The sequence below is a fragment of the Azospirillum formosense genome (assembly GCF_040500525.1).
GTDB classification, from domain to species: domain Bacteria; phylum Pseudomonadota; class Alphaproteobacteria; order Azospirillales; family Azospirillaceae; genus Azospirillum; species Azospirillum formosense_A.
Window position 1 is genome coordinate 1,589,789 of record NZ_CP159403.1, and the last position, 19,945, is coordinate 1,609,733.

A 19,945-nucleotide genomic window follows, 5' to 3' on the forward strand; every position below is an offset into this window, starting at 1 on the left:
GCCTGTCAACGGATTGGCTACGCCGACCGGCTGAATTCGGCCGAATTCCGGCGGATTTACGCCTTCAGCTTGTAGCCCGTCTTCAGCATGCGCCAGGCCAGCCACCACAGGCCGCCGTTGACCGCCAGCATGACGAGAATCCCGATCCCCAGCGTGCCGTCCGACCGCCCGATGAAGCCGTAGCGGAATCCGTCGATCATGTAGAAGAACGGATCGAAATGGGCGATCCACCAGAAGACCGGCGGCAGCGTCTCCACCGAATAGAAGGTGCCGGACAGGAAGGACAGCGGCGTCACCACGAAGTTGGTCACCGCCGCGATGTTGTCGAACTTCTCCGACCAGATGCCGCCGACCAGACCGAGCAGCGACAGCAGCATCGAGGCCATCAGGGCGTGGAAGATGACGAACTCCGGGTGGGCGATGCGCACCGGGACGAAGGCCCAGATCGCCAGACCGGTGACCAGCCCGACCAGCAAGCCGCGCGTCACCCCGCCCATGACGAAGCCGAAGGCCAGTTCCAGCGGGGCCATCGGCGGCATCAGGATGTCGACGATGTTGCCCTGGACCTTCGCGATCACCACGGAGGAGGAGGTGTTGGCGAAGGCGTTCTGGGCCATCGCCATCATGATCAGGCCGGGGGCCAGGAACTCCAGATAGGGCACCGTGCCGATCATCCGCACCGCGCCGCCCAGGGCCAGCGCGAAGACGGCGTAGAACAGCAGGGTCGTGACCACGGGCGCCCAGACGGTCTGCTGGTGCACCTTCAGGAACCGGCGCACCTCGCGCGCGTAGAGGGTCCACAGGCCGACCCAGTTGACGGCGCCGACCTGGCGGGGCATGGGAGGGAGAGGATGAGTCATCGCACCACGATTCACAGGATTGGACCGGACTTTAGGGCGCGCCGCACGTTCCGGCAACCGCCCCCGGACGGGAGACAGCCATGACCCGCGACCAGCCGCCGGCCCGCAAGCCGCCGCGCCGCGTCACCGCCCAGTATCTGGAGAACGCGGCCCTGCACTATCTCCAGCGCTTCGCCAGCTCCTCGGCCAGCCTGCGCCGCGTGCTGATGCGCAAGGTCGACCGCTCCGCCCAGGCCCACGGCACCGACCCGGCGGAGGGCGCGCGCTGGGTCGAGGACCTGATCGCCCGCTACCTGCGCAGCGGCCTGCTCAACGACACGGCCTACGCGGAGATGCGCGCGGCCAGCCTGCACCGCCGCGGCACGTCGACCCGCGCCATCCGCGAGAAGCTGTCCGCCAAGGGAATCGGCCGCGACGAGGCCGACCGCGCGCTGGAGTCGCTGGACGAAGAGGTGGAGGGCGACCTGAACCTAACCGCCGCCCTGGCGCTGGCCCGCCGCCGCCGGCTCGGCCCCTACCGCCTGCCCGAAAAGCGCGCGGAGTTCCGCGACAAGGATCTGGCGGCGCTGGGCCGCGCCGGCTTCGCCTACGACATCGCCCGGCGGGTGGTGGACGCCGAAGACCCCGACTCGGTGGAGTAACCCCGTCCCCGCCGCGGCCCGTTCGCCCCGCCCGGCTGTTGTTCGGCAAACGCCTTCGGGAACGCCACCGGTTCGGGGAAACAGACATGCGCCACGCCGCCCTCGCGGGCCTCACCCTCGCCGCCGGGCTGCTAGCCCTTGCCGGGACGGCCCGCGCGCAGGACGACGAGCGCATGGCGCTGTCGTCGGAGCTGCCCATCACCGTCGAGGACGCCGCCGCCATCGAGAAGGGCAGCGTCGACGTCAAGGTCCGCGCCTTCTTCGACCGGCTGAAGGGGGACGGCGGACGCAACCGCCTGACCTTCGACCCGGAACTCCAGGTCGGCGTCGCCAACGGTCTGGCGCTGAAGGTCAATCCCGGCTACCGCGTCGGCAACGCCGACGACGCGCAGCAGGGCGACGTCAAGCTGTCCGCCGAATACAACATCCGCGAACCGTCGCAGGGCCGGCTGGGCCTGTCGGTGGAGCCGGTGGTCAGCATTCCCTACGGATCGGGGAGCAAGACGACGGAGGCCGGGATCACCGGGCGCCTGACCCAGCCGCTCGGCACCGCCGCCGCCGCACCGCGCCTGCACGCCAACCTGTCCTGGCGCCACCTCTTCGATCCGGAGCCGGGCGAGCGCGACAACCGCTTCATCATGGCCGCCGGGATGAACGCCCCGGTCGGTCCCGCCACCGCTGTGGCCTTCGACGTGGTGCGCGAGCAATCCCAGGAGCGCGGCAAGGCCGACAACTTCGTGGAGGTCGGCATCCGGCATCTCGTCGGCGAGAACCTCGCCGTGGGAGCCGGGGTCGGCGTCGGGTTCGGTCCCGATTCGCCCCGCTACCGGCTGCTGCTGGGCGTGCAGCGGTCGTTTTAAAGTCGTTGTCCGGAAACGACAAAACGCGCGCAAAGCCTTTCGGCAATGCGCGCGGCACTCTCAACCGGGGTTCGGTGCAACCGAGAGTCGGAGTCGTCCTGGTGTGGGGCTTGACACCCGACCGCGGAGTTTGCTGCCCCGCGGTGACGTCACCAGAATCGCCTGGATGCGCTCCGGCGCCTCCAGGCGGTCAGCCTCAGGCCGCGGCGGCCTGCTGCTTGTCCTGCGCCTTGGCGATGCGGCGCTTCAGGCGGCGCGCGTCCAGGCTGAGGACCTCGTCCTTCGCGTCGAGCAGGAAGGCGTCGAGGCCGCCCTTGTGCTCGATCGAACGGATCGCGTTGGTGGAGATACGCAGGCGCACCATCTGACCCAGAGCGTCGCTCAGCAGCGCGGTTTCCTGCAGGTTCGGCTGGAAACGGCGGCGGGTCTTGTTGTTGGCGTGGCTGACGTTGTTGCCAAACTGCGTGCCCTTACCGGTCACGGAGCACCGACGTGCCATCGGACTGATCCTTTATTTTAGCAAATGAAACCCGGTCCCGGGCAGCATTCCGCCCGAAGGAGGCGGCGTTATAGTCGAACAAGCGCGCGCCCGTCAAGGAAGGAAGAGACGGGCGCGCGCCGATCGACGGTCCCCGGGCCGGCGGGGACCGCGATCCGGTGGAATCACTCGGCGGCGGGAGCGGCGGCCTTCGGGGCCTCCGGCTTCGGCGCGTCCGCCTTGGCGGCCTCGGCCTTGGGGGCTTCGACCTTCGGAGCCTCAGCCTTCACGTCCGCCTTCTTCTCCTCAACCTTCGGGGCTGCCTTCACGTCGGCCTTCACTTCGGCCTTCACGTCGGCCTTCGGGGCCTCCGCCTTGAGAGCGGGGGCGGAAGTCGCCTCGACCTTCGGAGTTTCAGCCTTCACCGGCTCCGCCTTCGGAGCGGGCGCCTCGGCCTTCGGGGCAGCCTTGGGAGCGGCGGCCTTGGCCGGAGCAGCCTTGCGGGCCGCCGGTGCCTTCTTCGGCGCCGGAGCGGGAGCCGGCTCGGCCTTCGCTTCCGCCTTCACCTCGGCCTTCTTCTCTTCGACCTTGGGCGCCTCGACCTTCGGAGCCGCCACGGCGACCGGAGCGGCCTTGGGCGCCGGGGCGGCCGGGGCCAGGGCCACCGGGCTGACGCCCAGCTCGGCGGCGATCTTGGAGGAGACGTCGAGGACGGTCTGCACCTGGTTGACGACTCGGGCCTGGGCGACGGACGCCCATTCGCGCTGCACGGCGACGAGGTCCGCCGGGCTGCGCACCTTGGCGAACTCACCGGCGAGCTGGGTCGTCTCGCCGATGCCGGCGGTCACGCCGTCGAGCAGGCGGCGGCAGCCGTCCTGCATCACGCCGGCGACGCGGGTGGTGCGGGCGGCGTAGGTCTCGGCGTTCGCCTTGCCCAGCGGCGCCAGAGCCAGGGGGCTCAAAGCCAGGGGATTGAAGCGCTCGAAAAGATCCAGAAAGTTGGCGGCCATGTCCTTAAGGTCTCCCGTTGACGACTCGACGCGGAGGCGGTGTCGGACAAGTCAACTCCGGCTCATACCCCAGGAGACTGCGGGCAAACCTCTCGCCCAAGCGCCGCGAAGACGCTCCTTTCCCGCCCATGCCACCTTATGCACGGGAGAATCGCGGCGCAACGGAAATGTTGCGGTGCAGCATACCCGAAAGGACCTACTCCACCGGGCGCCCGAGGAACTTTTCAAGCAGAACGCGTGCAGCGGCGGTGGGGGTGACGGCGCCGCCGGTGACCCGCGCTTCCAGCGCCGGCAGGTCGGCGCGCACGGCGGGATGCGCCTTGAAGGCGTCCACCAGCGTCTCGCGGATCTCGCTCCACAGCCAGGCGCGGGCCTGCTCGGCGCGGCGCGTGGCGCGGACTCCGGACGCCTCGGTGACCGCCTTGTGCTCCCCGATGGTGTCCCACACCGAATCGATGCCGGCCCGGGTGATGGCCGAGCAGCTCAGCACCGGCACGCGCCAGTCGCCGTGGCGCAGCAGGGTCAGGGCGTGGCGATAGTCCGCGACGGTATGACGCGCCGTGTTGGCGAGGTCGCCGTCCGCCTTGTTGACCACCACGAGGTCGGCCAGCTCGACGATGCCCTTCTTGATGCCCTGAAGCTCGTCGCCCCCGGCGGGCAGAAGCAGCAGCATGAACAGGTCCACCATGTCGGCCACCGCCGTCTCCGACTGGCCGACGCCCACCGTCTCCACCACGATCACGTCGAAGCCCGCCGCCTCGCAGATCAGCATGGCCTCGCGCGTGCGGCGCGCCACGCCGCCCAGCGTGGCGCCGGCCGGCGAGGGACGGATGAAGGCGTTCGGTTCGCGCGACAGGTCCACCATGCGGGTCTTGTCGCCCAGGATGGAGCCGCCGGTGCGCTGCGACGACGGGTCGATGGCCAGCACCGCCACCTTGTGCCCCCGCGCGATGACGTGCTGCCCGAACGCCTCGATGAAGGTCGACTTGCCCACCCCCGGCACGCCGGAAATGCCCACCCGCACCGAGTTGCCGGTGTGGGGCAGCAGCGTCTCCAGCAGGGCGTCGGCCTGGGCGCGGTGGTCGCGCCGGGTCGATTCGATCAGCGTGATGGCGCGGGCGAGCGCGCGGCGGTCACCCCGCAGCACCGCGTCGGCGAGCGCGGCGGGGGTGTTGAGGGCGGGGGCGGGATCGGTCGTCATGGCAGGACCCTAGCGGGCGCCGCGGGCGCGGTGAAGCCCCCGCGTCGATCCACCGGCTTCGACGGGCGTCACGCCGGCTTCGGAACCAGACCGTCCAACCAGACTTCCAGCGCGGCGAACAGGGCGACCGCCGTGGCGCAGGCGTCCTGCGCCGACTCGGGTGCCTCCAGATCGCTTTCCAGCCGGGCGAGCAGCGCCTTCCACCGGCCGGCCATGTCGATCCCGGCCGACGCCAGGAAACGCGCGCCGCGCGCCGCGTCGAAGCCCAGCGCGCGGGTGACGTTGGGCAGCATCGCCCGGCCGCCATGGGCGGAGCCGTCGAGCACGTAGCGCGCGGCCAGCCGGGCCGGCACGCCGTCCAGCGCCGGCAGCGCCCCGGCCACCGGCAGGGCGTCCGCGTCCACCCCCAGGTCGGCCAGATCGGCGCGCAGCAGGTCCAGCCGCTCGGCCCCCTCGCCCAGCGCCCGCTCGATGGGGGCGTTGAAGCCGTGCAGGGCGATCAGGGCGTCGCGGTACTCCTCCACGGTGATCGCCGGGCTGGTCAGCGGGCGCAGGACCGCCGCCCGGTCGAGCCGTTCATGGATGTCGCGGGTCGCCTCGCGCAACGCCTGCCGTACGGGTCCCAAGGAAATGCTCCGTCGTGTCGGTTGGATCGGGTGGGAAAGGGCTCAGGTGGGGGCGAGGACTTCGGGAACCGGCTCCGGCCCCTGCGAGGATTCCTGCTGCCGCGCCCACAATGCGGCATAGGCGCCGCCGCGCGACAGCAATTCCATGTGCCGCCCCCGTTCGATCACACGCCCGGCCTCCATCACCAGGATCTCGTCGGCGTCGATCACGGTGGACAGGCGGTGCGCGATGACCAGCGTGGTGCGGCCCCGGCTGACCTCCCGCAGGTTGGCCTGGATCTCCCGCTCGGTGTGGGTGTCGAGCGCCGAGGTCGCCTCGTCGAACAGCAGGATCGCCGGGTTCTTCAGGATGGTGCGGGCAATGGCGACGCGCTGCTTCTCGCCGCCGGACAGCTTCAGCCCGCGCTCCCCCACCGTGGTCTCGTAACCGTCGGGCAACGCCATGATGAAATTGTGGATGTGGGCCAGCCGGGCCGCCTGCTCGACCTCCGCCGGGCTGGCGCCGGGACGGCCGTAGGCGATGTTGTAGTAGACCGTGTCGTTGAACAGCACCGTGTCCTGCGGGACGATGCCGATGGCGCCGCGCAGCGATTGCTGGGTCACCTCCCGGATGTCCTGCCCGTCGATCAGGATGCCGCCGCCCGACACGTCGTAGAAGCGGAACAGCAGCCGCCCGATGGTCGATTTGCCCGCCCCGGACGGCCCCACGATGGCCACCGTCCGCCCGGCGGGCACGGTGAAGCTCACCCCCTTGAGGATCGGGCGCCGCGGGTCGTAGCCGAACTCCACCCCGTCGAAGCGCAACTCGCCCCCCGTGATGGCCAGCGGCGGCGCGCCCGGCCGGTCGGCGACCTCGCGGTCCACCGACAGCAGAGTCACCATCGACTCCACGTCGATCAGCGCCTGCTTGATCTCGCGGTACACCACCCCGAAGAAGTTCAGCGGCTGGTAGAGCTGGAGCAAATAGGTGTTCACCAGCACGAAGTCGCCCAGCGTCATCGTGCCGTTGACGATGCCGCGCGCCGCCATGCCCATGACCACCGCCAGCCCCAGCGAGATGATCGCCGACTGGCCGATGTTCAGCAGCGACAGGCTGCGCTGGCTCTTCACCGCCGCCTGCTCGTAGGAGGCCAGCGCCTGGTCGTAGCGCCGGGCCTCGTGCCCCTCGTTGCCGAAATACTTGACGGTCTCGTAGTTCAGCAGGCTGTCCACCGCCTTGGTGTTGGCCTTGTTGTCGGTCTCGTTCATGGCGCGGCGGAACTGGATGCGCCATTCCGACACGAAGAAGGTGTAGGCGATGTAGCTGCCCACCGTGGCGAAGGTCGCCAGCGCGAACCAGCCGTCGAACATCCGCCACAGGATCACGCAGACCAGCGTGATCTCCACCAGCGTCGGCACGATGGAGAACAGGGCGTAGCGCAGCAGCGTCTCGATGGCGCGGGTGCCGCGCTCCAGCGAACGGGTCAGGCCGCCGGTCTGCCGCTCCAGATGGAAGCGCAGCGACAGGGCGTGCAGATGCTGGAAGACCGACAGGGCGACCTTGCGGATCGTGCGCTGGGCGACGTTGGCGAACACCGCGTCGCGCAGCTCGGCGAAGACCAGCGACATCACCCGCGCCAGACCATAGGCAACGATCAGCCCCAGCGGGATCGTCACCAGCGCCCCGGCGTCGCCCGGCGACAGGGCGTCGACCGCCCGCTTGTAGAAGATCGGCACCCAGACGTTCGCCACCTTGGCGCCGACCAGCAGGACCAGCGCCACCACCACGCGCAGCTTCGTCTCGAAGGAATCCCGCGGCCACAGATAGGGCACGAGCGAGCGCAGCGCCGCCATGTCGCCGGTGCTGGACGCGGCCTCCGCGTAGGTGGGGGCCGGGCTGGGGTTGCTGGTGCGGCGGCGCATGGAGAAGTCCGGGAAATGGGTCGGTTGCCAAAAGCGGCTGCCCTAAACTAGGGCGGCGAGCGCCGCCAACCAAGGAAGACGGGCCGTGCGCCGGTTGCATGGCGGTCCGCCGGAGGATTTTCACACGGTTTGCGGGAATCGGTCTCCGAAAAATTGCACGCGGACGAATGGATAAAACCGTATTAGACTTAAAGCCTATCTCCGTCGGCGAGGGCTGCGGAGCGACTGCCGCATAGGGCCGAACGTGCTGAAGAACCTCTCCCTGACCGCCAAACTGTCCCTGCTGAACGTGCTGGGGCTGTTCATCCTGGCCATCGTGCTGACGCTGGCCTCCAGCCGGGTGTTGAGCGACCGCAGCGCCGCCTCCGCGCAGGAGCAGCGGGAGCGCAGCATGGCGCTGGCCCACATGCTGCTGAAGCAGAACGGCGCCGACTACAGCCTGCGCGACGGCGCGCTCTATGTCGGATCGGTGCGGATCGACGGCGACACCCGCATGGTCGACCAGATCCGCGAGCTGACCGGCGGTGCGGCCACGGTCTTCCGCGGCGACACCCGCGTCGCCACCACCGTGCAGAACGCCGACGGCAGCCGGGCCAACGGCACGAAGCTGGGCGCCGGGCCGGTCTTCGACAGCGTCATCATCCAGCGCAAGCCCTACCGCGGCGAGGCCGACATCCTGGGCGAGCGCTACTTCACCTCCTACGACCCGCTGCTCGACGCCTCCGGCTCGGTGGTCGGCGTGCTGTTCGTCGGGCTGAAGCGGGCCGACGTGCTGAGGGTGGTGGACGAGGTGGAGCGCACCATCCTGGTGGTGGCGCCGCTGGTCACGCTGGCCTTCGGCCTGGTCAGCTTCTTCCTGGTCCGCCGCCAGATGGGCGCGGTGCGGGCGATGAGCGCGACCATGCACGACCTCGCCGCCGACAAGCTGGACGTCGCCGTTCCCGGCCTCGACCGCCGCGACGAGATCGGGCAGATGGCCCAGGCGGTGCAGGTGTTCAAGGACAACGCCATCCAGAAGAAGGCGATGGACGAGGCCGAGCGCGAGCGCCTGGAGGCCGAGCGCCGCGCCGACGAGGCGCAGCGCGCCCGCGAGAAGGCCATCGGCGAGGAGATCGCCGCGCTGATCGACGGCGTGTCCAAGGGCGACCTGTCGCGCCGCCTGGAGCTGGCCGGTAAGGACGGCTTCTACCGGACCATGTCGGAAGGCATCAACCGGCTGACCGACACGGTCGAGGCGGTCATCGCCGACCTCGGCGCGGTGCTCAGCGCGCTCGCCCAGGGCGACCTCAACAAGCGCGTCGAGCGCGACTATGAAGGCGCCTTCCAGACGCTGAAGACCGACGTCAACGCCACATCCGCCAAGCTGTCGGAGATCGTCGGCCAGATCACCCAGGCGGCGGACACCATCGCCTCGGCGGCCGGGGAGGTCTCCATCGGCTCCTCCGATCTCGCGGAGCGGACGGAGCAGCAGGCGTCCTCTCTGGAGGAGACGGCGGCGAGCATGGAGGAGCTGGGGGCGACCGTGCGCTCCAACGCCGACAACGCCCAGCGCGCCAACGGCATGGCGGCCGACGCCCGCACCGCCGCGGAGTCCGGCGGCACGGTGGCGGATTCGGCGATCGAGGCGATGAAGCGCATCGAGGCGTCGAGCCGCAAGATCACCGACATCATCGGGGTGATCGACGAGATCGCCTTCCAGACCAACCTGCTGGCGCTGAACGCGGCGGTCGAGGCGGCGCGGGCCGGCGATGCCGGGCGCGGCTTCGCCGTGGTGGCGCAGGAGGTGCGCAACCTCGCCCAGCGCTCCGCCCAGGCGTCCAAGGAGATCAAGGGGCTGATCCTCGACAGCGACGCCCAGGTCAAGGACGGGGTGGAACTGGTCAAGAGGGCCGGCGACGCGCTGGAGGGCATCGTGTCGGGCGTCCAGCAGGTCGCCGGGCTGATCGCCGAGATGGCCTCGGCCTCCTCGGAGCAGGCGGCGGCGCTCGACGAGATCAACGCCACCGTCTCGCAGATGGACGAGATGACCCAGAAGAACGCCGCGCTCGTCGAGGAGACCACCGCCGCGGCGCAGGCCATGGCCGGTCAGGCCAACGACCTGAAGGGGTTGATCGGCTTCTTCAAGCTGGACCCGCGGGCCGTGCCCGTCGCGGTTGCGACCGCCGCCACGGCGCCGCGGCACGTCGCGCCGGTGGCCCGTACAGCCCGCGCCGCGGCCAAGCCGGCGGCCCGCGCGGTGGCTCATTCGGGCGCCGCGCTCAAGCGCAACGTCAGCGAGGACGACGACTGGAAGGAGTTCTGAGCGTTTTCGTCAGTTGATGCGGACGCTGACGTCGCCCCCTCCCTGACCCTCCCCCTCTTCGAGGTGGAGGGGATGGATGCCGCTTCGCAGAAGGCACCCTCTCCCTCGAAGAGGGGGAGGGCCGGGGTGGAGGCAAGCCGCCCCCCGCCTCAGTTCGCGATCGGCGTCGCTTCGATCTTGCGGCGCGGGGCGGCCTTGATCGAGGGGCCGGCGTTGTCCTCCGGCTTGGCGACGGTCGTCGTCGTGCCGCGGGCGGTCTGGACGGGCGCGCTGCCGCGCAGGCGCAGCAGATGCATCCGCACATAGGCGGTGGACCCCACCGCCTGAACCGCCACCCAATCGGTGCCGCGGGCGCGGCCCAGAACCTTCAAAGGCTGGCCGGGCGGGAAGGTGGCGACGATGGGCGCGCTGTTGCTCGGCTGCGACCGCAGCGCGGTGGTCTTGTCGGTTTCCCAGTCACCGGAAACCGTGTCGAGCCCCGCCGGGGAGGCGCTGGCGGTCCCCTGCACCACGGGCGCGCGGTTGGTCCGCTCGCCCGTCTGGCAGGCGGTCAGCATCACCGTGCAGACCACGGCGAGGGAGACGGGAACGAGGCGCAGGCGTCTGGTCATCACGGACTCTGTCGGGTAGCCCTTTCGATCGGGCGACCATACAGGATGCGCCCCCACCCGCGCCACCGCGCCGCGGCAGAACGGCTATGCACTGTTTGTGGCAGGAAAGTGGCGCCGGCCTTCGCACCCGGCGCCTAGGCGAGGACGCCCAACTGCCAGGCGAAGAAGACGCCCAGCGCCACGGCGATGGTTAGGAGCTGCTTGCCCGTCACCACGCAGGCCAGCACGGCGGCCAGCGCGCCGACCAGCTGGGGGTTCCTCCAGGTCAGCTCCAGCCCCTCGCCGTTCGGGGACAGGATCATCGGCACGATGATGGCGGTCAGCACCGTCACCGGGACGAAGCCCAGCGCCTGCTTCAGCAGCGGCGGGAAGACCACGCGGTCGCCCAGAACGAACAGCGCCGCCTTCACGAAGACGGTGACCGCCGCCATGCCCAGGATCATGACGGTGTTGGTCAGGACGGTCCCGGTCATGCCGCCTCCTCCTCCCGACGTCCGGCCTCCAGCCCGCCGGAGCGCCAGCGCTGCAGGGCCATCCCCACGGCCACCCCGGCCACCACGGCGGCCATCAGCCCCAGCTTGTAGGGCACGTCCTGCCCCAGATAGGCCACGGCGCCCGCCGCCACCGCCGCCGCGAAGTTCGGCAGGCTGGCGAGCTGCGGGACGACGATGGCGATGAAGGTGGCGACCATCGCGAAGTCCAGCCCCAGCGACTGGAGCTGCGGGAAGGCCGCGCCGAACAGCAGGCCGACCAGGGTCCAGAACTGCCAGTTCGCGTACATCGACAGGCAGGAGCCCAGGAAGTACCAGTGCCCGAGCGGCGCCCGCGGGTGCCGGGCGTAGTAGCCGGCCATCACCGCGAAGGTCTCGTCGGTCAGGAAGAAGCCCAGCGTCCAGCGCCAGCGCGGGGGCAGATGGGCGACGTGCGGCAGCAGCGTGGCGGCGTAGAGGGCGTGGCGCAGATTCACGATCAGGGTGGTCAGCCAGATCACCGCCAGCCCGGCGTGCCCGGCCACCAGCCCCAGCGCGATGAACTGGCTGGACCCCGCATAGACCGACAGGGACATCAGCTGCCCCTGCCACGCCGCCAGCGGCCCGGCGGCCACCAGCGTGCCGAAGATCACCCCGAAGGGCGCCGCGCCGATGACCATCGGCAGGGTGTCGCGGGCGCCGGCGGCGAAGCTGGATCGTCTGGTCATGATCGTTCTGCAGCGTCTTCTGGAACCGTTCCATGGAACAGCGTCGGGTTGCGGACCATAGCGCTGCGACGGGCTGTCCGCCCGCCTTTTATTGTCCGGGAGACAAGTCCATCCACCCAGCCCCGCGCGAAATGCCGCATGCGAACGAGCGATGAGAATTTCCCGTTTCCAGAGTGTTTGGTCAGAATCCCCGCACCGATTGCATCTGCCGGGGAGCCTACTCGCGTGAAGGTACCGTTCAACAACAAGGCCCGTTGGATTGACGACGTCATCTGGCATCAAATCCCGCGCCTGAAGATCGAGCCGCGGCGCAAGCTCGCCGCGTCGCTGGTGGCACCCTTCCGGCCCCGAACCCCCGGCTTCACGCCCTCCGAACAGGCGTTGACGCTCAAGACGCAACTGGAGACGCGCGGCTACACCGACGCCTTCCGCCTGATGACCGACGAGCAGGTCGCGGCGATGCGGCGCTATTTCGAGGAGCAGCCCTGCTTCGACGGCGGGCACCGGCAACACGGCTCCTTCACCATCGACAAGGTGCCGTCGCCGGACATCCAGATGGCCCGCTATGTGGAGGAGCAGTTCCTGGCCGCGCCCCACCTGCTGGACACCATCAACCACCCGCTCGTCCTGGAGGTCGCGGAAGCGTTCCACGGCTGCAAGCCGACCATCGACGGCATGTCGGTGTGGTGGTCGCTGGCCCGGCCCAACCCGCGGATCAGCACCCAGAACTACCACCGGGACTACAACCAGGTCCGTCATTTCAAGATGTTCCTGTACCTGACGGACACCGACATGGGCGGCGGGCCGCACATCTACGTCCCGGCTTCCCAGCATGGGCAGGAATTGCTGGAGCGGCGCAATCATTCCGACGCCGAGGTCAAGGCGGTCTATGGCGCGTCGGCGCCCGTCGCGCTGACCGGACGGGCGGGCGACTGCTTCCTGGCCGACAACATCGGGATGCACAAGGCTCTCCAGCCGACGCACAGCGACCGGCTGATCGTCGTCACCGAATACACGCTGCTGCGCAACCGCTTCGGCCCGCTCCAGCCGGTGCTGCCGAATCCGGACCGCCGTTACGACCCCTACATCAACCGGGTCTATCTGCGGAGTTAATGATTCCGATGGGGTCGGCCGGCCGGGGGAGGGCTTTCCAAGCGCCCGCCTTTCCGGCAGGCTGGTCCCATGAAACCCGATTCCTGCTTCGAGTTTCCCGTCCACACGGCGGGGGAGCGTGCGGCGGACGCGGTCATCCACGCCATCGGCGTGATCGCCGGCCTGATCGGCGCGTCCTGGCTGCTGGCCGTGACGGCGGGCCATGTCTCCGCGACCGAGATGGTGTCGCTGGTCGCCTACGGCGCCGGGCTGGTCGGCATGTTGAGCGCGTCGGCCGCCTACAATCTGGCCCCGCCGGGGCGGCGCAAGGCGGTGCTGCGGCGGATCGACCACGCGATGATCTATGTGATGATCGCCGGCAGCTACACCCCCTTCACCCTGAACCGGCTGGACGGCGCCGCGGGAATCCCGCTGGGCGTCGCGGTGTGGGTGGTGGCGCTGGGCGGGGTGGCGCTGAAGCTGTTCGCGTCCTGGCGGTACGAACGGCTGGGCTTCGTGCTCTATCTCGGGCTCGGCTGGGCCATCCTGTCGGTGGCCGAACCGCTGTGGCGGTCGCTGTCGCCGACGACGCTGCTTCTGCTGGCGGTCGGCGGGGTGGTCTACACGGTGGGGGCCTTCATCCACACGCTGGACCGCCTGCCCTACAACATCCCGGTCTGGCACGCGCTGGTCATCGTGGCGGCCTCCTGCCACTTCGCCGCGGTGGCTCGGGAGTTCGTGGTGACGTGACGAACGGGGGGCCTCGCGAAAGGCCCCCCGCCTGCATCACCCGTGGATGCCCATCAATGAACCGTCGTCACCGGCTGCGTCGCCGCGCTGCGCACCTGGGCGGAGACGGGCAGGCCGTTGATGGTCAGCTCGCCGCCTTCCGCCCCCACCTTGACCGTCTGGCCGTCGGCGACGCGGCCCTCCAGGATCATGGTGGCCAGCGGGTTCTGAAGCTCCCGCTGGATCACCCGCTTCAGCGGACGCGCGCCGTAGACCGGGTCGTAGCCGGCCTCGGCCAGCCACTGCGTCGCGGCCTCGTCCACCTCCAGCGTGATGTCGCGGTCGGCCAGCATCCGGATCAGCCGGCCGAGCTGGATCGTCACGATCCCGCCCATGTGGCTGCGGTCCAGGCGGTGGAACAGCAGGATCTCGTCCAGCCGGTTCAGGAACTCCGGCCGGAAGTGGGCGCGCACCACCTCCATCACCTCGTCGCGCACGGCGCCGCTGTCCTGGCCTTCCGGCTGGGCCGCCAGCACCTCGGAACCGAGGTTCGAGGTCATGATGATGACCACGTTGCGGAAATCCACCGTCCGCCCCTGCCCGTCGGTCAGACGCCCGTCGTCGAGCACCTGGAGCAGCACGTTGAAGACGTCCGGATGGGCCTTCTCCACCTCGTCGAACAGGACCACCTGATAGGGCCGGCGGCGCACCGCCTCGGTCAGCGCCCCGCCCTCCTCATAGCCGACATAGCCCGGAGGGGCGCCGATCATGCGGGCGACGGAGTGCTTCTCCATGTATTCCGACATGTCGAGCCGGACCATGGCCGTCTCGTCGTCGAACAGGAACTCGGCCAGCGCCTTGGTCAGCTCGGTCTTGCCGACGCCGGTCGGGCCGAGGAACAGGAAGGAGCCGATCGGCCGGTTGGGGTCCTGCAGGCCGGCGCGGGCGCGGCGGACGGCGTTGGACACCGCCACGATGGCCTCGTCCTGGCCGATCACGCGGGTCTTCAGGCGGGTTTCCATCGCCAGCAGCTTCTCCCGCTCGCCGGCCAGCATCTTGTCCACCGGCACGCCGGTCCAGCGGCTGACCACGGCGGCGATGTCGCTGTCGCGCACCTCCTCGTTCAGCATGCGGTTGGCGGCGCTCTCCTCCGCCGTCTTCAGCCGCTTCTCCAGGTCGGGGATGACGCCGTAGGCCAGCTCGCCGGCGCGGCCCCAGTTGCCGTCGCGCTGGGCCTGCTCCAGCTCGGTGCGGGCCTTCTCCAGATCCTCCTTGATCTTCTGCGCGCCCTGGAGCTGGTCCTTCTCGGCCTGCCACTTGGCGGTCAGCTCGGCGGATTCCTGCTCCAGGTCGGCCAGCTCGCCTTCCAGGTTGGCGAGCCGGGCGCGCGAGGCGTCGTCGGATTCGCGCTTCAGCGCCTCCCGCTCGATCTTCAGCTGGATGATGCGGCGGTCCAGCTCGTCGATGGTCTCCGGCTTGCTGTCCACGGCCATGCGCAGGCGACTGGCCGCCTCGTCGATCAGGTCGATGGCCTTGTCGGGCAGGAAGCGGTCGGTGATGTAGCGGTTCGAGAGGGTCGCCGCCGACACGATGGCGCCGTCGGTGATGCGCACGCCGTGATGCACCTCGTAGCGCTCCTTCAGGCCGCGCAGGATGGAGATGGTGTCCTCCACCGTCGGCTCGGGCACGAAGACGGGCTGGAAGCGCCGCGCCAGCGCCGCGTCCTTCTCGATGTGCTTGCGGTACTCGTCCAGGGTGGTCGCGCCGACGCAGTGCAGCTCGCCGCGCGCCAGGGCGGGCTTCAGCATGTTGGAGGCGTCCATGGCGCCGTCGGCCTTGCCGGCGCCGACCAGCGTGTGCAGCTCGTCGATGAAGACGATGACCTCGCCCGCCGCCGCCTGGATCTCCTGGAGCACGGCCTTCAGCCGCTCCTCGAACTCGCCGCGGTACTTGGCGCCGGCGACCATGCCGGCGAGGTCGAGCGACAGCAGCTTCTTGTTCTTCAGCCCTTCCGGCACGTCGCCCTTGACGATGCGCTGGGCGAGGCCCTCGACGATGGCGGTCTTGCCGACGCCCGGCTCGCCGATCAGGACGGGGTTGTTCTTGGTGCGCCGCGCCAGCACCTGGATGGTGCGGCGGATCTCCTCGTCGCGCCCGATGACGGGGTCGAGCTTGCCCTCGCGCGCCGACTCGGTCAGGTCGCGGGTGTATTTCTTCAGCGCGTCGTAGCCCTGCTCGGCGCTGGCGGTGTCGGCGGTGCGGCCCTTGCGCACCTCGTTGATCGCGGTGTTCAGCGCCTGCGGGGTGACGCCCGCGCGCTTCAGAACCGCGGCGGACGGCGTGCCGTCGGCCATGGCGAGCGCCAGCAGGATGCGCTCCGCGGTGACGTAGCTGTCGCCGGCCTTCTTGGCGACCGTCTCGGCCTGCTCGAACACGCGGGACAGCTCGGGAGTCAGATACACCTGACCGGCCCCGGCGCCCTCCACCTTGGGCTGCTTGTCCAGCTCGGCGTCCACGCCCGACAGCGCCAGGGCGGGGTCGCCGCCGGCCGCACGGATCAGGTTGGAGGCCAGCCCTTCCTTGTCGTCCAGAAGGGTCTTCAGCAGGTGTTCCGGCGTCAGCCGCTGGTGGCCGCGCCGCAGGGCCAGGGTCTGCGCCGCCTGCACGAAGCCGCGGCTGCGCTCGGTGTATTTCTCGAAGTCCATGGTGTGCTCCCTTTCTCGCCGACCGTCCGCGAGGCAGCCCGGTCAGTCCGATCCACGTTACCAGTGCGATCCGCAAGGATGCATGCGTCGCCGTAGATGTGGGAGAGGCCCATCCGTATGCAAGACCCCCCGGTACGCGTGGTTATTGCTTTTGTCGGACCCGCGCCGAAAGGGTGGCTTTCCGCGGCCCTTGGGAAAAGGCTAGGGTTTTGCGCCAATGCCACGGACCCCCGCCTTCATGACGGCCACGCCCACCAGCACCCCGCGCGACCCTTCGCCCAAGGCCCTGCGGCCCGCCCTGACCTCGCCCCTGATGCGGCTGGCTTGGCACGGCCGCAACATGTGGCACTGGGTGGCGCGCCCGCTGACCATGGGGGTGCGGGGGATCATCCTGGACGACTCGGACCCTGGGGGGAACGCGGCCTCGGTCCTGCTGATCCGCCACAGCTACGTCGGCGGCTGGCATTTTCCGGGCGGCGGAGTCGGAAAAGGCGAGACGCTGGTCGAGGCCATGCGCCGCGAGGTGCGGGAGGAGGTCGGGTTGACCGTGGAGAGCGGGCCGCAGCCCTTCGGCGTCTACGCCCGCTTCCGGCACGGCGCGAGCGACCATGTGGCGGTCTTCGTCGCGCAGGGATGGTCGGGAACACCGCAGGCCGACGGGGTGGAGATCCTGGAGGCGCGCTTCTTCCCGCTGGACCGGCTGCCGGAGGACACCTCCCCGGCGACGCGGCGGCGAATCGCCGAGTTGCAGGGTCGGGAGCCCTTGGCCGAGCGCTGGTGACGGTTTTCGATTGCGACGGTTGACAGAAGCGAACCGGTCCCACCATTGTGCGATGCAATGCCCGCGACCGTCGCCGCCATACGCCGCTACCCCGTGAAGGGGCTGAGCGGCCAGGATCTTCCCGCCGTTGACCTCGTCACCGGCCAACCCATCCCCTTTGACCGGCGCTTCGGCCTGCTGCACGGCCCGGCGGCCCTGACCCCGGACGTCGAGGGCTGGCGCCCGAACGAGGATTTCTTCACGCTCGACCGGAACGAGAAGCTGGCGCTGCTCGACACCGAGTTCGACGAGGCCACCCAGACGCTGATCATCCGGCGCGGGGGCAAGCCGGTGTCGCGCGGGCGTCTGGACCAGCCGATGGGCCGGATGCTGGTGGAGCAGTTCTTCGCCGCCTATCTGGCCGGCGCGGCTCCCGGCCTGCCCAAGCTGGCCGAGGCTGGGAATCCGGCGCAGGGCGGCGGTTTTTCCTTCACCGACCGGGAAGAGGCGGCGGTCTCCATCCTCAACCTCGCCAGCGTGCGCGATCTGGAGGAGCGGGTGGCCAAGCAGCCGGTCGATCCGCGGCGCTTCCGCGCCAACCTGATGATCGACGGGCTGGAGCCCTGGGTGGAGCGCCAGTGGATCGGCGCGCTGCTGACCATCGGCGAGGTCACCCTGCGCATCTGCGACCACAAGGATTGCCGGCCCTCCAGCGAGGTCAATCCGGCGACCGGCGCGCGCGATCTCAACACGCTCCCCATCCTGGAGCGCGGCTACGACCACACGCAGTGCGGCGTCTATGCGCGGGTGGTGCATGGCGGCCGGATCGTGGTGGGCGACCCGGTGGCGCTGGCCGAAGACCTGCCGGCCTGAAAACCCGCCAAGCCTGAAACCCGCCGGCCCTGAAGCCGGAACCCCCCGGCCTCAGGACTGACGGTTACCAAACGGATTGTCAGGCGCTCATCGGGGTGCGTTCGTCGGCAGCGGCCTCGGACTCCTCGCCCATCTCGCCGCCGTCCTCGTCCTCCGCCGAACCGCCCAGGCTGGGCTGCGGGCCGAGGCCCGCGGCGCCGGCGTTGCCGCGCTGGCGGTTCTCCGATTCCTGGATCTGGTTGATGATGCGGAAATAGTGCTCCGCATGCTGAAGGTAGTTTTCCGCCTGGACGCGGTCGCCGGACGAGGAGGCGTCGCGGGCCAGCGCCAGATACTTTTCATGGACCTGCCACGCGTTGCCGCGGATGCGCACGTCCGGACCATTGCTGTCGAAGGTCTGGTGACGCAGCGGAACGTTCTGCCGGCGGTTGCCGCCGCCGCCACCGCCGCCGCCACCTCCGCCACCACCGCCGCCGTTGCCACGACCGCGCGAGCGCCTGGAGTTCGGTCCTTGTCTCATTTGGCTCTTATGGCCCCATGTAAGAGAAGTGCAATCCCGCAAACGCCCTGGCTGACCATCCGGTCGCCGGGCCCGCCGCGGAACCAACCGCGGATGGGTCGCAGGGATCAAATCGACGCGCCCAACCGGTCAACGGTCTGCCTTCTCGGACGTCCGCCCAACCGCGCGGGGTTTCCGGAGGCCATGGGTACGCCCTGGGATGATCGTCCCCGGGCCATCGTCGTCCTTGCACCCTACTGGGGACCGCGCGTCAATCCAACCTTTTTTTTGGGGGGATGGCGCGAAATCACGCGCTCCTGCGCCCCAGAACGCACCGCTCCACCTCGCCCAGATCGCGGAAGACGCCCGCCGGCTCCAGCCCGGCGGCGACCAGCAGCCCCGCCACGTCCGCCGCCTGCCCCTGCCCGACCTCCAGCCCGGCCAGGCCGCCCGGCAGAAGCAGGTCCGGCACCTGCGCGGCGATGATCCGGTAGGCGTCCAGCCCGTCGGCACCACCGTCCAACGCGCGCAGCGGATCGTGCTCGCGCACCTCCGGATCGAGGGCGGCGATGTCGGCGCTGGGGATGTAGGGCGGATTGGAGACGACGACGGCGAACCGCTCGTCCAGCCCGGCGCCCCAGTTGCCGGTCTGGAAGCGCGCCCGCTCCGCCAGCCCGTTGCGCGCCGCGTTCGCCGTGGCGGCGGCCACCGCTCCGGGGCTGAGATCGACGCCGAGGCCGGTGGCGTTGGGCAGCTCCGCCAGCAGCGCCAGCAGAATGCAGCCCGTCCCGGTGCCGAGGTCGAGCAGCCGCAGCGGGGCGTTGCGGTCCGGCAGGGCCTTCAGCACCGCCTCGACCAGCGTCTCGGTGTCGGGCCGCGGCTCCAGCGTGTCGGGGTTGAGGGCGAGGTCGATCGTCCAGAACTCCCGGTGGCCGAGGATGCGCCCGACCGGCTCCCGCGCCGCCCGCCGTTCCACCAGGGCGAGGAGGCGCGCGGCGTCGGGTTCGGGGACGGGGTCGTTGGCGCGGGTGAACAGGTCGTGGCGGGTGAGGCCCAGCGCGTGCTCGACGAGCAGGCGCGCGTCGAGATCGGGCGTGTCCACGCCGGCCTCGCGCAGGCGGGCCTCGGCGGTGCGGCGGAGTTGGTGAAGCGTGATGGTCATTGCCCCCTCCCCAGCCCTCCCCCGCCGTTGGCGGTGGAGGGAGCTTGAACGCTGCGTCGCTTTGTCCCCTCCACCGCGCAGCGGGGGAGGGTTAGGGAGGGGCCAACAGATTGCCCGCCATGCCCCGCATCAAGGAAGACACGCGCGACCGCGCCCGAACCATGTGCCATGTCCCGACCGACGCGGAGCGCAAGCTCTGGGCGATTGTGCGGCGGCGCCAGATTGGCGGATGGTACTTTCGGCGTCAGCACCCGATCCCTCCCTACATCGCCGATTTCGCCTGCGTCGAAGCGCGGCTGGTGGTCGAAGTCGACGGCGGCCAGCACGCCGACTCCGCCTACGACTCCACCCGGGACGAGCATCTGCGGCATCACGGCTGGCGGGTCCTGCGCTTCTGGAACAACGACGTGCTGAACAACGCGGAAGGCGTGGCCCG

Annotated in this window: 19 protein-coding genes and 1 pseudogene; 8 read left to right on the forward strand and 12 right to left on the reverse strand. The window is 70.0% G+C overall.

Translation table 11 applies throughout. The features are described from left to right. Positions 1-56: 56 nt before the first annotated feature. Complete coding sequence (locus ABVN73_RS20385; protein ID WP_035678066.1) at positions 57-860, reverse strand: ABC transporter permease; 804 nt, start codon at positions 858-860, stop codon at positions 57-59. A gap of 80 nt (positions 861-940) precedes the next feature. Here ABVN73_RS20385 and ABVN73_RS20390 point away from each other — a divergent pair, with 80 nt between their 5' ends. Together ABVN73_RS20390 and ABVN73_RS20395 are read left to right on the forward strand one after the other, a co-directional pair. Continuing rightward, positions 941-1,501 (forward strand): RecX family transcriptional regulator, encoded by a 561-nt coding sequence (locus ABVN73_RS20390; protein WP_103040682.1) that lies wholly within the window; start codon positions 941-943, stop codon positions 1,499-1,501. Positions 1,502-1,587: 86 nt separating this feature from the next. Beyond that, positions 1,588-2,361: a hypothetical protein gene (locus tag ABVN73_RS20395; RefSeq protein WP_353860046.1), complete on the forward strand. Its 774-nt coding sequence runs from the start codon at positions 1,588-1,590 to the stop codon at positions 2,359-2,361. 196 nt (positions 2,362-2,557) lie between these two features. On the opposite strand, the gene rpmB is transcribed toward ABVN73_RS20395, so the two are convergent. The 5 genes from rpmB to ABVN73_RS20420 form a co-directional block, all read right to left on the reverse strand. Continuing rightward, positions 2,558-2,860 (reverse strand): 50S ribosomal protein L28, encoded by a 303-nt coding sequence (gene rpmB, locus ABVN73_RS20400; RefSeq protein ID WP_149471876.1) that lies wholly within the window; start codon positions 2,858-2,860, stop codon positions 2,558-2,560. Positions 2,861-3,024: 164 nt separating this feature from the next. Beyond that, complete coding sequence (locus ABVN73_RS20405; RefSeq protein ID WP_353860047.1) at positions 3,025-3,849, reverse strand: phasin family protein; 825 nt, start codon at positions 3,847-3,849, stop codon at positions 3,025-3,027. A gap of 196 nt (positions 3,850-4,045) precedes the next feature. After that, positions 4,046-5,050, reverse strand: coding sequence for a methylmalonyl Co-A mutase-associated GTPase MeaB (gene meaB / locus ABVN73_RS20410; protein WP_353860048.1), 1,005 nt, complete (start codon positions 5,048-5,050; stop codon positions 4,046-4,048). A gap of 68 nt (positions 5,051-5,118) precedes the next feature. Continuing rightward, on the reverse strand, positions 5,119-5,676 hold the full coding sequence (locus tag ABVN73_RS20415) for a biliverdin-producing heme oxygenase (protein WP_353860049.1): 558 nt from the start codon (positions 5,674-5,676) through the stop codon (positions 5,119-5,121). A gap of 42 nt (positions 5,677-5,718) precedes the next feature. Beyond that, positions 5,719-7,509 carry an ABC transporter ATP-binding protein/permease gene (locus tag ABVN73_RS20420; RefSeq protein ID WP_172428699.1) on the reverse strand — a complete coding sequence of 597 codons (1,791 nt, stop codon included), beginning with the start codon at positions 7,507-7,509 and terminating at the stop codon, positions 5,719-5,721. Between the two features lie 313 nt (positions 7,510-7,822). Here ABVN73_RS20420 and ABVN73_RS20425 point away from each other — a divergent pair, with 313 nt between their 5' ends. Then, entirely contained in the window at positions 7,823-9,880 is a 2,058-nt protein-coding gene (locus ABVN73_RS20425) for a methyl-accepting chemotaxis protein (RefSeq protein ID WP_353860050.1), read from the forward strand. A gap of 149 nt (positions 9,881-10,029) precedes the next feature. Here ABVN73_RS20425 and ABVN73_RS20430 read toward each other — a convergent pair whose 3' ends face one another. The 3 genes from ABVN73_RS20430 to ABVN73_RS20440 all read right to left on the reverse strand — a co-directional run bounded on the left by ABVN73_RS20430 (position 10,030) and on the right by ABVN73_RS20440 (position 11,689). Beyond that, the gene (locus ABVN73_RS20430) at positions 10,030-10,491 is read right to left on the reverse strand and encodes an SH3 domain-containing protein (RefSeq protein ID WP_353860051.1); all 462 of its coding nucleotides are present in this window, start codon (positions 10,489-10,491) and stop codon (positions 10,030-10,032) included. A 134-nt stretch (positions 10,492-10,625) separates the two neighbouring features. Then, on the reverse strand, positions 10,626-10,949 hold the full coding sequence (locus ABVN73_RS20435) for an AzlD domain-containing protein (RefSeq protein ID WP_109069212.1): 324 nt from the start codon (positions 10,947-10,949) through the stop codon (positions 10,626-10,628). Positions 10,950-10,960: 11 nt separating this feature from the next. Further along, positions 10,961-11,689, reverse strand: a complete 729-nt coding sequence (locus tag ABVN73_RS20440; protein WP_353860052.1) for an AzlC family ABC transporter permease — start codon at positions 11,687-11,689, stop codon at positions 10,961-10,963. A 225-nt stretch (positions 11,690-11,914) separates the two neighbouring features. On the opposite strand from ABVN73_RS20440, the gene ABVN73_RS20445 reads away from it, so the two are divergent. Continuing rightward, complete coding sequence (locus tag ABVN73_RS20445; protein WP_353860053.1) at positions 11,915-12,802, forward strand: phytanoyl-CoA dioxygenase family protein; 888 nt, start codon at positions 11,915-11,917, stop codon at positions 12,800-12,802. 69 nt (positions 12,803-12,871) lie between these two features. Continuing rightward, complete coding sequence (locus ABVN73_RS20450; protein WP_353860054.1) at positions 12,872-13,531, forward strand: hemolysin III family protein; 660 nt, start codon at positions 12,872-12,874, stop codon at positions 13,529-13,531. Between the two features lie 53 nt (positions 13,532-13,584). On the opposite strand, the gene clpB is transcribed toward ABVN73_RS20450, so the two are convergent. Further along, entirely contained in the window at positions 13,585-16,215 is a 2,631-nt protein-coding gene (gene clpB, locus ABVN73_RS20455) for an ATP-dependent chaperone ClpB (protein WP_353860055.1), read from the reverse strand. A gap of 238 nt (positions 16,216-16,453) precedes the next feature. On the opposite strand from clpB, the gene ABVN73_RS20460 reads away from it, so the two are divergent. Continuing rightward, positions 16,454-16,996: an NUDIX domain-containing protein gene (locus tag ABVN73_RS20460; protein WP_353860056.1), complete on the forward strand. Its 543-nt coding sequence runs from the start codon at positions 16,454-16,456 to the stop codon at positions 16,994-16,996. 57 nt (positions 16,997-17,053) lie between these two features. Further along, positions 17,054-17,848, forward strand: a complete 795-nt coding sequence (locus ABVN73_RS20465) for an MOSC domain-containing protein (protein WP_353860057.1) — start codon at positions 17,054-17,056, stop codon at positions 17,846-17,848. 79 nt (positions 17,849-17,927) lie between these two features. On the opposite strand, the gene ABVN73_RS20470 is transcribed toward ABVN73_RS20465, so the two are convergent. Together ABVN73_RS20470 and prmC are read right to left on the reverse strand one after the other, a co-directional pair. Continuing rightward, positions 17,928-18,368: a DUF4167 domain-containing protein gene (locus ABVN73_RS20470; RefSeq protein ID WP_353860058.1), complete on the reverse strand. Its 441-nt coding sequence runs from the start codon at positions 18,366-18,368 to the stop codon at positions 17,928-17,930. A gap of 286 nt (positions 18,369-18,654) precedes the next feature. Beyond that, positions 18,655-19,509: a peptide chain release factor N(5)-glutamine methyltransferase gene (gene prmC / locus ABVN73_RS20475; protein ID WP_353860059.1), complete on the reverse strand. Its 855-nt coding sequence runs from the start codon at positions 19,507-19,509 to the stop codon at positions 18,655-18,657. 119 nt (positions 19,510-19,628) lie between these two features. Here prmC and ABVN73_RS20480 point away from each other — a divergent pair. Then, positions 19,629-19,943: pseudogene (locus ABVN73_RS20480) on the forward strand (endonuclease domain-containing protein); the annotation flags it as partial. Positions 19,944-19,945 lie beyond the last annotated feature (2 nt).

Excerpts from the sequence above, each read along its gene's own strand:
- ABVN73_RS20450 (WP_353860054.1), top strand. The coding sequence starts at position 12,872 with ATGAAACCCGATTCCTGCTTCGAGTTTCCCGTCCACACGGCGGGGGAG.
- ABVN73_RS20385 (WP_035678066.1), bottom strand. The coding sequence starts at position 860 with ATGACTCATCCTCTCCCTCCCATGCCCCGCCAGGTCGGCGCCGTCAAC.
- ABVN73_RS20405 (WP_353860047.1), bottom strand. The coding sequence starts at position 3,849 with ATGGCCGCCAACTTTCTGGATCTTTTCGAGCGCTTCAATCCCCTGGCT.
- ABVN73_RS20460 (WP_353860056.1), top strand. The coding sequence starts at position 16,454 with ATGACGGCCACGCCCACCAGCACCCCGCGCGACCCTTCGCCCAAGGCC.
- ABVN73_RS20420 (WP_172428699.1), bottom strand. The coding sequence starts at position 7,509 with ATGGCGGCGCTGCGCTCGCTCGTGCCCTATCTGTGGCCGCGGGATTCC.
- prmC (WP_353860059.1), bottom strand. The coding sequence starts at position 19,509 with ATGACCATCACGCTTCACCAACTCCGCCGCACCGCCGAGGCCCGCCTG.
- ABVN73_RS20390 (WP_103040682.1), top strand. The coding sequence starts at position 941 with ATGACCCGCGACCAGCCGCCGGCCCGCAAGCCGCCGCGCCGCGTCACC.
- rpmB (WP_149471876.1), bottom strand. The coding sequence starts at position 2,860 with ATGGCACGTCGGTGCTCCGTGACCGGTAAGGGCACGCAGTTTGGCAAC.
- ABVN73_RS20440 (WP_353860052.1), bottom strand. The coding sequence starts at position 11,689 with ATGACCAGACGATCCAGCTTCGCCGCCGGCGCCCGCGACACCCTGCCG.
- meaB (WP_353860048.1), bottom strand. The coding sequence starts at position 5,050 with ATGACGACCGATCCCGCCCCCGCCCTCAACACCCCCGCCGCGCTCGCC.
- ABVN73_RS20470 (WP_353860058.1), bottom strand. The coding sequence starts at position 18,368 with ATGAGACAAGGACCGAACTCCAGGCGCTCGCGCGGTCGTGGCAACGGC.
- clpB (WP_353860055.1), bottom strand. The coding sequence starts at position 16,215 with ATGGACTTCGAGAAATACACCGAGCGCAGCCGCGGCTTCGTGCAGGCG.
- ABVN73_RS20395 (WP_353860046.1), top strand. The coding sequence starts at position 1,588 with ATGCGCCACGCCGCCCTCGCGGGCCTCACCCTCGCCGCCGGGCTGCTA.
- ABVN73_RS20465 (WP_353860057.1), top strand. The coding sequence starts at position 17,054 with ATGCCCGCGACCGTCGCCGCCATACGCCGCTACCCCGTGAAGGGGCTG.
- ABVN73_RS20430 (WP_353860051.1), bottom strand. The coding sequence starts at position 10,491 with ATGACCAGACGCCTGCGCCTCGTTCCCGTCTCCCTCGCCGTGGTCTGC.